Source organism: Brachybacterium ginsengisoli, from assembly GCF_002407065.1.
Taxonomy (GTDB): domain Bacteria; phylum Actinomycetota; class Actinomycetes; order Actinomycetales; family Dermabacteraceae; genus Brachybacterium; species Brachybacterium ginsengisoli.
In genome coordinates, this window is sequence record NZ_CP023564.1 from 1,145,925 (window position 1) to 1,158,406 (window position 12,482).

At 71.7% G+C, this 12,482-nt stretch carries 10 protein-coding genes; 6 read left to right on the plus strand and 4 right to left on the minus strand.

Annotated elements, in window-relative coordinates:
- Positions 1–84 precede the first annotated feature (84 nt).
- Positions 85–1,533 (plus strand): SLC13 family permease, encoded by a 1,449-nt coding sequence (locus tag CFK41_RS05015; RefSeq protein WP_169928789.1) that lies wholly within the window; start codon positions 85–87, stop codon positions 1,531–1,533.
- A gap of 30 nt (positions 1,534–1,563) precedes the next feature.
- Positions 1,564–2,811 carry a glycerate kinase family protein gene (locus CFK41_RS05020; RefSeq protein ID WP_096798682.1) on the plus strand — a complete coding sequence of 416 codons (1,248 nt, stop codon included), beginning with the start codon at positions 1,564–1,566 and terminating at the stop codon, positions 2,809–2,811.
- A gap of 78 nt (positions 2,812–2,889) precedes the next feature.
- Here CFK41_RS05020 and CFK41_RS05025 read toward each other — a convergent pair whose 3' ends face one another.
- Entirely contained in the window at positions 2,890–3,183 is a 294-nt protein-coding gene (locus CFK41_RS05025; protein WP_096798683.1) for an exodeoxyribonuclease VII small subunit, read from the minus strand.
- Positions 3,183–4,589: an exodeoxyribonuclease VII large subunit gene (gene xseA, locus CFK41_RS05030; protein WP_227873211.1), complete on the minus strand. Its 1,407-nt coding sequence runs from the start codon at positions 4,587–4,589 to the stop codon at positions 3,183–3,185. The genes CFK41_RS05025 and xseA overlap by 1 nt, the downstream gene beginning before the upstream one ends.
- Before the next feature lie 127 nt (positions 4,590–4,716).
- Between xseA and CFK41_RS05035 the strand changes: the two genes are divergently transcribed.
- Both CFK41_RS05035 and CFK41_RS05040 read left to right on the plus strand, forming a co-directional pair.
- Positions 4,717–5,730 (plus strand): 4-hydroxy-3-methylbut-2-enyl diphosphate reductase, encoded by a 1,014-nt coding sequence (locus tag CFK41_RS05035; protein WP_096798684.1) that lies wholly within the window; start codon positions 4,717–4,719, stop codon positions 5,728–5,730.
- A 143-nt stretch (positions 5,731–5,873) separates the two neighbouring features.
- Positions 5,874–7,886, plus strand: coding sequence for a vWA domain-containing protein (locus CFK41_RS05040; protein ID WP_227873212.1), 2,013 nt, complete (start codon positions 5,874–5,876; stop codon positions 7,884–7,886).
- A gap of 36 nt (positions 7,887–7,922) precedes the next feature.
- Here the strand turns inward: CFK41_RS05040 and CFK41_RS05045 are convergent, their stop codons facing one another.
- A complete protein-coding gene (locus tag CFK41_RS05045; protein ID WP_227873213.1) occupies positions 7,923–9,137 on the minus strand; it encodes a DNA recombination protein RmuC in 1,215 nt (404 codons plus the stop codon).
- A 195-nt stretch (positions 9,138–9,332) separates the two neighbouring features.
- Positions 9,333–9,695 carry a winged helix-turn-helix transcriptional regulator gene (locus CFK41_RS05050; protein ID WP_096798686.1) on the minus strand — a complete coding sequence of 121 codons (363 nt, stop codon included), beginning with the start codon at positions 9,693–9,695 and terminating at the stop codon, positions 9,333–9,335.
- A 166-nt stretch (positions 9,696–9,861) separates the two neighbouring features.
- Between CFK41_RS05050 and CFK41_RS05055 the strand changes: the two genes are divergently transcribed.
- Together CFK41_RS05055 and ychF are read left to right on the plus strand one after the other, a co-directional pair.
- On the plus strand, positions 9,862–10,512 hold the full coding sequence (locus CFK41_RS05055; RefSeq protein ID WP_096798687.1) for an NAD(P)-dependent oxidoreductase: 651 nt from the start codon (positions 9,862–9,864) through the stop codon (positions 10,510–10,512).
- Between the two features lie 622 nt (positions 10,513–11,134).
- Positions 11,135–12,220, plus strand: a complete 1,086-nt coding sequence (gene ychF / locus CFK41_RS05060) for a redox-regulated ATPase YchF (protein WP_096798688.1) — start codon at positions 11,135–11,137, stop codon at positions 12,218–12,220.
- Positions 12,221–12,482 lie beyond the last annotated feature (262 nt).

Consider the following 12,482-nt stretch of genomic DNA (forward strand, 5'->3'; position numbering starts at 1 on the left):
TGAGAGCTGGGCTCTCCGCGCGATGAGAGCGGGCTCATGCCCGTCTCAACCCCGACTCATCGGAGCACTGCACGATCTGCGAGCATGACGACGCTCGCCCTTCCTCTCCTCGCCCCTCGCGCCGCACTGGTGCGTGCCGGCCGCGCGACCGCGCTCGCCGGTGCGGCCCTGGGGATGTGGTTCGCGACCCCCGGATGGCCCACCGACCAGCGGATCGTGGTCATCGCCCTCGCGGCGGCGAGCGCCGCCTGGATCGCCACCACGATCGATGACACCGTGATCGCCCTCGTCGCGGTCACCGCGCTCGCCCTCTCCGGGGCGCTCCCCACTGCGGATCTCTTCAACGCGCTCGGTCACCCGACGATCTGGCTGCTCATCGGCTCCTGCATGATCGCCGCCGGGCTCACCGCCTCGGGCGTCGCCAAACGGGTGGCACTGCGGGTCGTCGCCGGATCACGGAGCGTCCGCGGGCTCTGGTACCGCATGAGCATCGCCCTGATCCTGAGCACCTTCGCGGTGCCCTCCACGAGCGGTCGCGCCGCCCTGGCTCTGCCGATCTTCCGCACGCTGGCCGGCGTGATGCCGCGCGGGCACCAGGTGGCGCTCTCCCTGCTCGTCCCCGCCGTGATCCTGCTGTCGGCCTTCGGCTCGATCCTCGGCGCCGGAGCGCACCTCATCGCCGCGAGCCTGGTGGAGGCCACCACCGGCACCCGGATGTCGTTCCTGTGGTGGCTGCTGCTGGGCGCTCCCGTCGCCGTCGTGTCCTCGTTCGCGACCTGCGAGGTGATCCTGCTGAGGTTCCTCTCCCGCGAGGACCGTCGCCTCGACGTCACTCCCGTCGCCGCTGCTCTCGCCGGAGCCGGCCGGCGAGGCCGGTTCTCCGCGGCCGAGCTCCGTTCCCTCGCGACGCTCGGCGTCGTCATCGCGCTCTGGCTGTCAGAGCCGCTCCACGGAATCGATCCGGCCCTGATCGCGCTCGCCGGAGGCGTCGTGGCCGTGGTGCCGGGCCTCGGGACGGTCGCCTCGAAGCAGGCCTTCGCCCAGGTCCCCTGGCAGCTGCTGCTCTTCCTCGCGACGACGATCGCGCTCGGGAGCGCGCTCGTACAGACCGGTGCGGCACAGCGGATCGCCGACGCCACGCTCGGCTCTCTCGCCGGGGCACGCCCGGCGCTCGTGCTGGTCGCGATCGTGGTGATCTCCGCGGCCGCTCACCTGGTGGTGCAGTCGCGGTCCGCGCGGGCGACAGTCCTGCTCCCGATCGTGCTGTCCATCGCGGCGGGCGCGGGCATCAACCCGGTCTCCGCGGCGCTGGCCTCCACCGCGGCCGCCGGCTTCTGCCTCACCCTCACCTCCTCCGCCAAGCCCGTCACGATGTTCAGCGACGTGCCCGGCATCGCCACCTTCGACCGCCCACGCCTGCTGGCGCTCGCCGGGATGACGGCTCCGCTCGTGATCGGGCTGGTCCTCCTCTGCGCCGCCTGGTTCTGGCCGCTGCTCGGAGTCCCCTTCCTGAGCCCCGTCGGCATCCGCTGACCTGCACACCCACCGATGAAGGAGTTCGTCATGCGTCATCTCTCCACCCCCACCGTCCTCGTGGCCCCGAGCGGATTCAAGGAGTCCCTGGGCGCCGGTGCCGTCGCCGAGGCGATCGCCGACGGCGTCCAGCGCGTCCTGCCTGGCGCGATCATCCGCCGGATGCCGCTCATCGACGGCGGCGAGGGGACCGCCAGGGCCCTCGTCGAGGCCACCGGCGGCACCCTGCACGAACTGACCGTGACCGGCCCGGTCGGCGATCGGATCCCGAGCCACTTCGGGATGCTCGGCGACGGCCAGACGGCGGTGGTCGAGATGGCCGCCGCCGCAGGGCTCAGCCTCGTGCCGCGCGATCGCCGCAACCCGCTGAGGACCACCACCTATGGCGTCGGCGAGCTCCTCCTCGCCGCCCTCGACGCCGGGGCCACGCGCATCCTGGTCGGCTGCGGGGACTCCGGCACCTCGGACGGCGGTGCCGGCGCGCTCCAGGCACTCGGGGCGCGGCTGCTCGACGAGGAGGGCCGCGAGCTGGGCCTCGGTGCCCGACGTCTCGGCAGGCTCGACCGCATCTACGTGCACGGCCTCGATCCTCGGCTGGAGGACGTGGGCATCGACATCGCCTGCAACCCGACCAACGTGCTCACCGGCCCCCGCGGGGTGGCCCGAGTGTTCGGGCCGCAGAAGGGGGCGACGCCGAAGCAGGTCGATCGGCTGGCCAAGCACCTCAAGCACTGGGCGCGGGTCCTGGAGCGGGACGTGCTGGTGGAGGCCGGGACGGACCTCCGTCGCGGCCTGGGCACCGGGGCGTCCGGCGGGCTCGGGGCAGGGCTCGCCGCGATCGGCGGGGCGCTGCACCCGCGCTTCGACGTCCTGCTGGGTGAGTTCGATCTGGAGGACGCTCTGCGAGGCGCCGATCTCGTGATCACCGCTGAGGGGTCGATCGATGTCCAGACGCCCCACGGGAAGATCCCCTCCGAGGTGGCGCGGCGGGCGGAGGCCGCCGGAGTCCCGGTGCTCGCCGTGGCGGGCACGATCGGTGCGGAGGCGGACTGCGTTCTCGACATCGGGATCGGGGCCGTGCAGGGGATCCTCCCCGCGCCGATGACGCTGGAGGAGGCCTGCGCGCGGGGAGCGGAGCTGGTGGCCGACGCGACGGAGCGGGCCATGCGCATGCTCCTGCTCGGCATCGAGATGGCCGGGCACGAGCAGCACTCTGCTCACCGCACCGCTCCGGCCGGGCTGACCGTTCGGCCCCGCCTCGAGCCGATCGCCGCCTGAGTCGCAGCGGCGAGGGGCAGCGCCCGACCCGATCGTCCGTCGTGGTGGGGCGCTGCACCGCTGTGCGGCCCCGCGGGGTCAGTCCCCGGAACGGCGGGCGGCCACGGCGTCGTCGAGCCGCTCCCGCGCCCCGTCGAGCCACTGCTGGCAGCGTCGAGCGAGCATCTCGCCGCGCTCCCACAGGCCGATGGAGTCCTCGAGGCCGCCCTGGCCGGACTCCAGGCGTCGCACCACCTCGACGAGCTGGTCGCGAGCGGCCTCGTAGGAGAGCTCAGCGATGTCCGCAGGCAGGGGGTCGGTCTCCTCGGCCGGGGTGACGCCGGCCGCCGTCGTGTCGGCCGCGGGATCGGTGTCGGGGCTGGTCGGGGTCATCAGGACTCCTCAGTGGGGTCGGCGGGGTCAGGGTTGGACAGCTCGCCGAGGGGCGGCTCGTCGGCGGGAGGCATGTCGGCGGGAGGCGGTGACGCCTCCGTCGGCGGCTGCGCGGGCGGCGTGTACGGGTCGTGCTCGACGCGCTCCACCCCGAAGCGGCCACCGGCCACCCGCACGGAGAGCGCCTGGCCGACGCCGGGCTGGTCGGGGGCTCGGATGATCGTCCCCTCCGCGTCCTGCACCACGGCGTAGCCCCGCTCGAGGGTGGCCAGCGGGCTCAGGGAGCGCACCTGCCGGCCCAGGTGGTCGATCTCGTCGGCCGCACGGTCCAGACGGGAGCCGATCAGGGTGCGGGCCAGGGAGATGCGTGAACGGATCTCGTCGGCCCTTCCGGCGAGGATCGTGGAGGGGTTCTCCAGCACGGGCCTCGAGCGCATCGCGTCCAGCGCGGACTGCTCCCGCTCGATCCGCGCCCGGATCGCGGCCCGCAGGCGGGTGCGACCCAGCTCCAGCTGCTCGATCTCGGCGATGATGTCGGGGACCACGCGCTTGGCGGCGTCGGTGGGGGTGGAGGCGCGGACATCCGCGGCGAGGTCGATCAGCGGGGTGTCGACCTCGTGGCCGATCGCGGAGACGATCGGTGTGCTCGCATCGGCGACCAGGCGGGTGAGCTGCTCGTCGGAGAAGGGCAGCAGGTCCTCGAGGGAGCCGCCGCCGCGGGAGATGATGATGACGTCGACCTCGTCGAGCGCGTCCAGCTCGCGCAGCGCCGCGGAGACCTCCCGCACGGCCCGGGTGCCCTGCACCGCGACCTCGCGGATCTCGAACTGCACCGCCGGCCAGCGGCGTCGGGCGTTGACGGTGACGTCGCGCTCGGCCGCGGACTCCCGGCCGCAGATGAGCCCGACGGTGCGGGGCAGGAAGGGGAGCGGCTTCTTGCGGGAGGCGGCGAACAGCCCCTCGGCCGAGAGCACCCGCTTGAGCTGCTCGAGACGGGCCAGCAGCTCGCCCAGACCCACCGGGCGGATGTCGTCGGCCTCGAGCTGGAGGCTGCCGCGCTTGGACCAGAAGGTGGGCTTCGCGTGGACCACCACGCGCGCGCCGGGGACCGGCTCGACGGGCAGGGCGCGCAGCACGTTCTCGCGCACGGGGACGGAGAAGGACATGTCCACGTCCACGTCCCGCAGCGTCATGAAGCTCAGCCCCGCCCCGGGCCGACGGTTCAGCTGGACGATCTCGCCCTCGACCCACAGCGGGGACATGCGCGCCACGTACTCGCCGACCTTGACCGACAGCTGCCGCAGGGGCCAGGGGTTCTCCGCGGTGGTCTGCGCCGCCGTGGCGGCCGGGGCGGGCCGCGGCGTCGTGCCGGTGTCCGCCTCCGGGCCGGGGGAGTTCTGCGTCATGGGTCCACTGTGGCACGAGCTCCCGACACCTCGCCCCCGACGTGCCCGGCTGTGGAGGCAGAGCCCCTGTGGAGGGATGGTGAGTCTTGCCCCACCTGCGTCCCACCGGTGCGTCCTCGCTCCTACGATGGGAGGCGTGAGCACCGGAACCGTCCTTCTTGCCGAGCCGCGCGGGTACTGCGCGGGAGTCGATCGCGCCGTGGTCGCCGTCGAGCGCGCCCTGGAGCACTACGACGAGACCGTCTACGTTCGTCACGAGATCGTGCACAACAAGTTCGTGGTGGACCGTCTCAAGGAGAAGGGCGCCGTGTTCGTCGAGGAGGTCGACGAGGTCCCCGAGGGCTCGCTCGTCATCTTCTCCGCGCACGGCATCTCCCCGAAGGTCCGCGAGATGGCCGAGGAGCGCAACCTCCGCACCATCGACGCGACCTGCCCCCTGGTCACGAAGGTCCACAAGGAGGCGGTGCGCTTCGCCCGCCAGGACTACGACATCCTGCTGGTGGGCCACACCGGCCACGAGGAGGTCGAGGGCACCGCCGGCGAGGCGCCGGAGCATGTGCAGATCGTCAACTCCCCGGACGACGTCGACCAGGTCACCGTGCGCGATCCCGAGAAGGTCGTGTGGCTCTCGCAGACCACCCTCAGCGTCGACGAGACCATGGAGACGGTGGACAAGCTGCGCGAGCGCTTCCCGACGCTGCAGGCTCCGCCCAGCGACGACATCTGCTACGCCACCCAGAACCGCCAGGTCGCGATCAAGAAGATCGCCCCGGATGCGGACCTGGTGCTGGTGGTCGGCTCGCCGAACTCCTCGAACTCCGTGCGTCTGATGGAGGTCGCCAAGGAGGCCGGGGCCAAGGCCTCGCACCGCATCGACTCGGTCTCCGAGCTGCGTGACGAGTGGTTCGAGGGCGTCGGCACGGTGGGCGTCACCTCCGGCGCCTCGGTGCCGGATGTCCTGGTCCAGCAGCTGCTGGGCGTCCTCGCCGAGCGCGGCTACGGCGACGTGCAGCCCGTGCGCACCGCGACCGAGGATCTCATGTTCTCGCTCCCGCGCGAGCTGCGCCAGGAGATGAAGTCCCGTGGCGCGACCGATCGTCGCAGCAAGCCCACCGGCGACGGCGCCACCGCGGAGTCCTGATCCCGGAGTCCTGATCCCGGAGCCCTGATTCCGGAGTCCAGATCTCGGCGTCCTGATCCGGCGGGCGACCTCTGGGGCGCCGGGACGAGGGCCATCCCGGACATCCTCCGGCGGCAGCGCGCCATCTTCGGCATGATGGTCCGGTGACCCGCCGTCCGCTGTCCCGCCCGTTCGCCGTCCTGCTCGTCGGGCTCCTCCTCGGCGCCCTGATCGTCTTCGCGCCCTCGAGCGCGCCCCGAGCACGGGCCGACGGGTACAACACCGGTCGCACCGCACCGTCGATGCTGGTCCTGGACGCATCCGGATCGATGGACGCGGCCGACGTGGACGGCCGCTCCCGGATGGACGTCGCCAAGGAGGCCGTCACCGGGCTCGTCCCGATGCTCCCCGAGGACGCGACGGTGGGGCTGATGACCTACGGCAGCTCCACTCCGGAGGTCGCCGCGGACCCCGAGGCCGCCTGCCAGGACGTGAAGATGCTCGTCGAGCCCACAGGGCTGGACCGCGACGGCCTGATCAGCGCGATCGAGGGCGTCATCCCCTCGGGATACACCCCGATCGGACTCTCCCTGCAGAAGGCGACCGCATCCCTGCCCGAGGCGGAGATGCGCTCGATCGTGCTGGTCTCCGACGGCATCGACGAGTGCGGCGGACCACCGCCGTGCGAGGTCGCCGCGGATCTCGCCGAGAAGCACCCCGAGCTGCGCATCCACACCATCGGCTTCAAGGTCGAGCAGGACGCCCGCGACGAGCTCGCCTGCATCGCGGACGTGACCGGGGGGACCTTCGCCGACGCCACCGACTCCGAGACCCTGCGCGATGAGCTGCTGGTCAAGATGACCCGCGCCATCCAGGGCTACGCCACCCAGGGCCAGCCCATCACCGGAGGGGCCACGGTCGAGGACGCGGCGGACATGGCCCCCGGCTCGTACCTCGACGTGCTCGAGCACGGCAGCCCCGCGATCGACGACGGCGAGGGGTACTCCCGTTTCTACCGGCTCCGCGTCGCTCCCGGGGAGATCGCGCACCTCTCGGCGACGATGGTGCTCCCCGGCGGTGACGGGAAGACCAACCGGCTGGCCCAACTGATGATGCGCACCAGCTCGGAGGACGGCGTGGACTGCCGGATCGGCGAGGTCCAGGCCCGCGCCGAGGCAGACCTCGGACAGGGACCGATCACGGCGACCATCGCGACCCCGCGCATGGGGAAGACCCAGAACCTCAGCTGCTTCGGCGGGGAGTCGGGCGGCGTGGTGGTCCTCGAGGTCGAGCGCACCGGGGATCCCTCCCTCGAGGAGGCGGTGCCGGTGGAGGTCCAGTTCTTCGCCGAGGAGGAGGTGAGCACGGACGGGCTGCCGCCGGCCGCGCAGTTCACCCTCGCCCAGCAGCCGCTCGCGGTGCCGAAGGACGGGGAGCAGTTCCAGCCGGCGTTCTCCTTCGCCTCCGCCGTGCCCGCCGGAGATGGCGCGCTGCGGGGCACCATCATCCCCGGTGAGGTGCAATTCTTCCGGATCCCGGCCGAGTACGGTCAGCAGGTGCGGGCGGCGCTCGCGCTGGGGGAGTTCGAGACCCCGGAGGGGATGGAGCTCTCGCTGCAGGCACGGATGTTCTCCCCGCTGCGCGACGGCGTCTACACGTCGGTGCCTCCGAACTCCGCGACGTCGGTCGCCGGGGTGGAGAAGCCCGCGACGTCGGGGGCCACCGCGCAGCTGAACCAGGCGGCGCCGATCCAGTTCCGCAACCGGGAGGACGGCGGCACCGAGGCCCGTACCTCCTTCCTCGCCGGTGACTACTACCTCCAGCTCGCCGTGGTGCCCTCCGAGTACACCGCGCAGCGTCTGTTCGAGATCCCGTACGTCATCGATCTGGACACGGTGGGGAAGGTCGCCGACGGGCCCGAGCTGACGGGACAGGGCGCGCTCGAGGACCGCAGCGCCGCTGATCCGGGCTCCGGGCCGCAGGCGTCCGACGGGGGTGGCGCCGAGGGTGCGGGCTCCGACGGCGGGGGAGAGGTCCAGGAGCCGTCGAGCGGCGAGGAGTCCGAGGGATCGTCCCTGTCTCCGCTGGTCTGGGCCCTGCTCGGCGGGGTCGGCGGAGGGATCCTCCTGGCCGCGGCCGTCATCGGTGCGGTCGTGCTGGTGCAGCGCGGTCGCTGAACCGTCCGGCGGACCGTGCGCTCGCCTCCGGCCCGCTCAGCCGGTGCGGCCCTCCCGCAGCTCGCGCGGCGGGCGGCTCTCCGCCGGAGCGGCGAGGTCCGCGATCTCCTCGTCCTCCAGCGTGCGCGCACGACGGGTGAGCTGCTCGACGTCCTCGAGCGGGGTGCCCGACAGCCCGAGGTCCTCGAAGCGGCGTGCGGTGACCATCACCCGCGACTGCAGGGAGCCGACGGCGTCGTTGAAGGCGGCGACCGACGAGTCCAGGGAGCGGCCCACCTTGGCGAGGTGCGCGGTCATCGTCCCCAGCCGGTGGTGCATCTCCCGCCCCGTCTCGAGCACGGCCCGGGCGTCGCGGTTCAGGGTGTCGGTGCGCCAGGTGTGCGCGACCGTGCGCAGCAGGGCCATCAGCGTCGCGGGGGAGGCGATCACGACGTCCTTGGAGAAGGCGTGCTCGAGCAGCCCGGGATCGGTCTCCATCGCGGCGGCGATCACCCCGTCGCTGGGGACGAACAGCACCGTGAACTCCGGGGTGTCCCCGAGCGCCTTCCAGTAGCCCTTCGTGGACAGCACGCCCACGTGATGACGCAGCGCCTTCGCGTGCGCGGTGCGCCGGGCGGCGGCGCGCTGGGGATCGATCTCCTCGGTCGCGTCGAGGTAGGCGTCCATCGGAGCCTTCGCATCGACCACCACGTGGCGGTCGCCGGACAGGTGCACGACCAGATCCGGCCGCTGACGCTGGTCCCCATCGGCCCGCATGCCGGAGGGCTGCTCGGAGAAGTCGACGTGCTCGAGCATCCCCGCGGACTCGACGATGCTGCGCAGCTGCACCTCGCCCCAGCGCCCACGGGCGGTGGGTGCGCGCAGCGCGGCGGTGAGGGCGCTGGTGCCGGTCTCCAGGGAGCGGGCGCGCTGGGCGAGCTGGCCGAGGTGCGCTCGCAGCGCCCCCTCTGCCTCCACCCGGGCGGCCTCGGAGCGGGCCAGGGAGCGCTCGAGATGGGAGAGCGTCGCGGTGATGGGGGCGAGGGTGCGCTGGAGCTCGGCCTCCCGCTCCTCCTCGGCGGCATCGCGCCGTGCCACGTCGCGCTCGTGGCGCTCATCGGCCAGGCGCAGCAGCTGCCCGGCGCTGTCGGACTCCGAGCGCAGGCTCTGCTCCCGGCCACGAGCGCGCTCACGCAGGACCAGCCAGGTCAGTACCGCGCCGAGGACGGCGCCCAGCACGAGTCCCAGCAGAAGCATCGGTGTACCGCTCATGGGACCAGCACATCACGGGGGTGCGACAGCCGACGGTCGGCGCGCTCGACGGCGCTCGTTCGCGCCGGTCATCGGGCTGGCGGTCCGGACGGTCGACGGAACGGCCGATCGATCAGCCGCCGGTCGGCCGCCGGTCGGCTCAGTCGATCAGCCGCCGGTCGGGTCGGTGGATCGGCCGACGGTCGGGTCGGCGGATCAGGCGGCCTGCGACCGGTCCCGGGAGTCCTGCACCTCGGCCATGTGCTCGGAGGCCCAGGTCACCAGCGCCTGCAGCGGGGCGAGCAGCGAGCGGCCCAGGTCGGTGAGCTCGTACTCGACCCGCGGTGGGATCTCCGGGTAGGCGGTGCGCACCACGAGCCCGTCGGCCTCGAGGGAGCGCAGGGTCTGGGTGAGCATCTTCTGGGAGATCCCGTCGACGCGGCGGGAGAGCTGCGAGAAGCGCATGGGCCCGTCCTCGAGGGTGCCGATCAGGAGCACCGTCCAGCGGTCCCCGATCCGGTCCAGCAGGCGGCGCGACGGGCAGTCGTGGACATAGGGGTCGTACTCGATCAGCGCCATGGCAGGGCCTCCTCAGGGTGGTGCGGCGATGGGGGAGTCGGTTACCGCGAAGTGCCTACTTCCCCTCGGAGACCAGGTTACCTACAGTGAGCAGCGAGGTCCATGGGGAAACCGTGAACCGTCACCCGAGACATCGGCGCTCCTGCGAGCGCCGGAAGGAGAGAACATGTCGCGCATCGTCATCCTCGGAGGCACCGGCTACGCCGGAGGCCACCTCGCCGCCCAGGCCGCGGACCGCGGGCACCAGGTGCTCGCCGTCAGCAGGAGCGCCCAGTCCACGCCTGCGGCGTCGGTCGAGCACCGCGCCGGCGACGTGAGGGACGAGGCCTTTCTCGCCGAGATCCTCGACGGCGCCGACGTGGTCGTCTCCGCCCTGTCCCCGCGCGGCGACATGGCCGATCTCGAGTCGTTCCGCAGCCTCCAGAAGACCCTCGCCCGCCTCGCGCAGGAGAAGTCGGTGCGCCTCGGAGTGATCGGCGGCGCCGGCTCGCTGCTGGTCGCCGAGGGCGGTCCGAAGCTCGTGGACACTCCCGACTTCCCCAAGGAGTTCGCCGAGGAGCCGAAAGTTCTCGACGCCGTGCTGCAGGACCTCCGCGCCTCAGACGAGGGCCTGGACTGGTTCTTCCTCAGTCCCGCCGCCGGCTTCGGCAGCTTCGCACCGGGTGAGGCCACGGGCACCTATCGCGTGGGCGGCGACGTGCTGCTGAGCGACGAGTCGGGCACCTCGTTCATCTCCGGCGAGGACCTCGCCCTCGCCCTGGTCGACGAGATCGAGACCCCCGTCCACCGGCGCACCCGCTTCACCGTCGCCTACTGAGCGAAGAACCGGCTCCGCGGATCGGAGACGTCTGCACGGGCCCGTCGACGATCGATGACGGGCCCGTGCCGTGTGCCGGGGTTCAGGAGGGGGGCGAGCCCCTGCGCACGAGGTGGTCGAACTCGTGGGCGAAGTGCTCCGCGTCCGCCCGACGGTGCGGCGCCATCGTGATCGTCCGGCCGGTGGAGGGGCGACCTTCTTCCGGGTGAAGAGTCCGGGGCGGTACTGGACACCCGCGACCTCCGCCGCGGCGATCGCTCGCCTGATCTTCGCCTTCTTGAGGGGGCCCGCCCCGGCGGCCAGCAGGCAGCGCTGGGCGGTCGCGATCATGACGTCGGGATAGTCCCCGGCCACGCCGGGAAGGACCAGCAGGACCTCCTCCTCGGGGTGGAGCAGCGAGGGGATGTCGCGGCGCAGCCCCGGGTTCTCGAACAGCTCGTCGCGGTTCAGGGCGGTCGTGTAGCTCAACGAGGCACGAGAGGAGCTCCGGTCCCGAGTCCAGGAACCTGCCGCTCACCCGAGTGGAGGAGCAGGGCGGCATCCGGGGCGGCCCCCCAGGGGTCTGCGATCTCACCTCCGGAGAAGAGGTGCAGGAGTGCCGCGCCCCGTAGAATCACCTCCCGTGGCTCTAACTATCGGAATCGTGGGACTGCCCAACGTCGGCAAGTCCACCCTCTTCAACGCCCTCACCCGCGCCGAGGTCCTCGCCGCGAACTACCCGTTCGCGACGATCGACCCCAATGTCGGCGTGGTCCCGCTGCCCGACTCGCGGCTCGCCGACCTGGCGACCATCTTCGACAGCCAGAAGCTGCTGCCCGCGACCGTCTCCTTCGTGGACATCGCCGGAATCGTCAAGGGAGCGAGCGAGGGGGAGGGGCTGGGGAACAAGTTCCTCGCCAACATCCGTGAGGCAGACGCGATCTGCCAGGTCACCCGCGCCTTCGCCGATCCCGACGTGACCCGTGTGGACGGCTCGGTGACGCCCTCGGGGGACATGGAGACCATCACCACCGAGCTGATCCTCGCCGATCTCCAGACCATCGAGAATTCGATGCAGCGCCTGGAGAAGGACACCAAGCGCGGCCTCGTCGACGCCGCCGTGCTGGAGAATGTCGTCAAGGCGAAGGCCCTGCTGGAGACCGGCAGGACCCTCTACCAGGGCGCCGTGGACGCGGGCATCGACATCGCCGCGATCCGCGAGCTGCAGCTCATGACCGCCAAGCCCTTCATCTACGTGTTCAACACCGATGAGGAGGGCCTCGCCGACAAGGCCTCGCAGGACGCCCTGCGCAAGCTCGTGGCCCCCGCGGAGGCGATCTTCCTCGACGCCAAGTTCGAGTCCGAGCTGATCGAGCTCGACGAGGACGAGGCTGCCGAGATGCTCGAGTCCACCGGCCAGGAGGAGTCCGGGCTCGCCCAGCTCGCCCGTGTCGGCTACGACACCCTCGGCCTGCAGTCGTACCTGACCGCCGGCCCCAAGGAGTCCCGCGCCTGGACCATCCCCAAGGGAGCCACCGCACCCCAGGCCGCCGGCGTCATCCACACCGACTTCGAGCGCGGCTTCATCAAGGCCGAGATCGTCTCCTTCGACCAGCTCATGGAGGCAGGCTCCATGGCCGAGGCCAAGGCCAAGGGCTGGGTGCGCATCGAGGGCAAGGAGTACGTCATGAAGGACGGCGACGTGGTGGAATGGAGATTTTCGCTCTAACGTCTGGGGTGCGCCCCTTGGCATGAGGTTACTTTCCGCGGAACTCCCGCTGTTGTAGACGTCGAAGGGGAAGCGTGGAAATCCTAGTTGTTTCCTGCAGGAAGCAAAGCGAAGTGACCCACGACGCCCCGCCACCAGACTGCCATGATGACCCTGATCGGCGAAGTTCTCGCCGATCCAGGCTTTGCTCACTCGGACCTGCTCAGCGTCGCCCACTCGGAGAGCTTGCAGTTAGGTCGACGCGCGTCGAATGCTGAAAGAT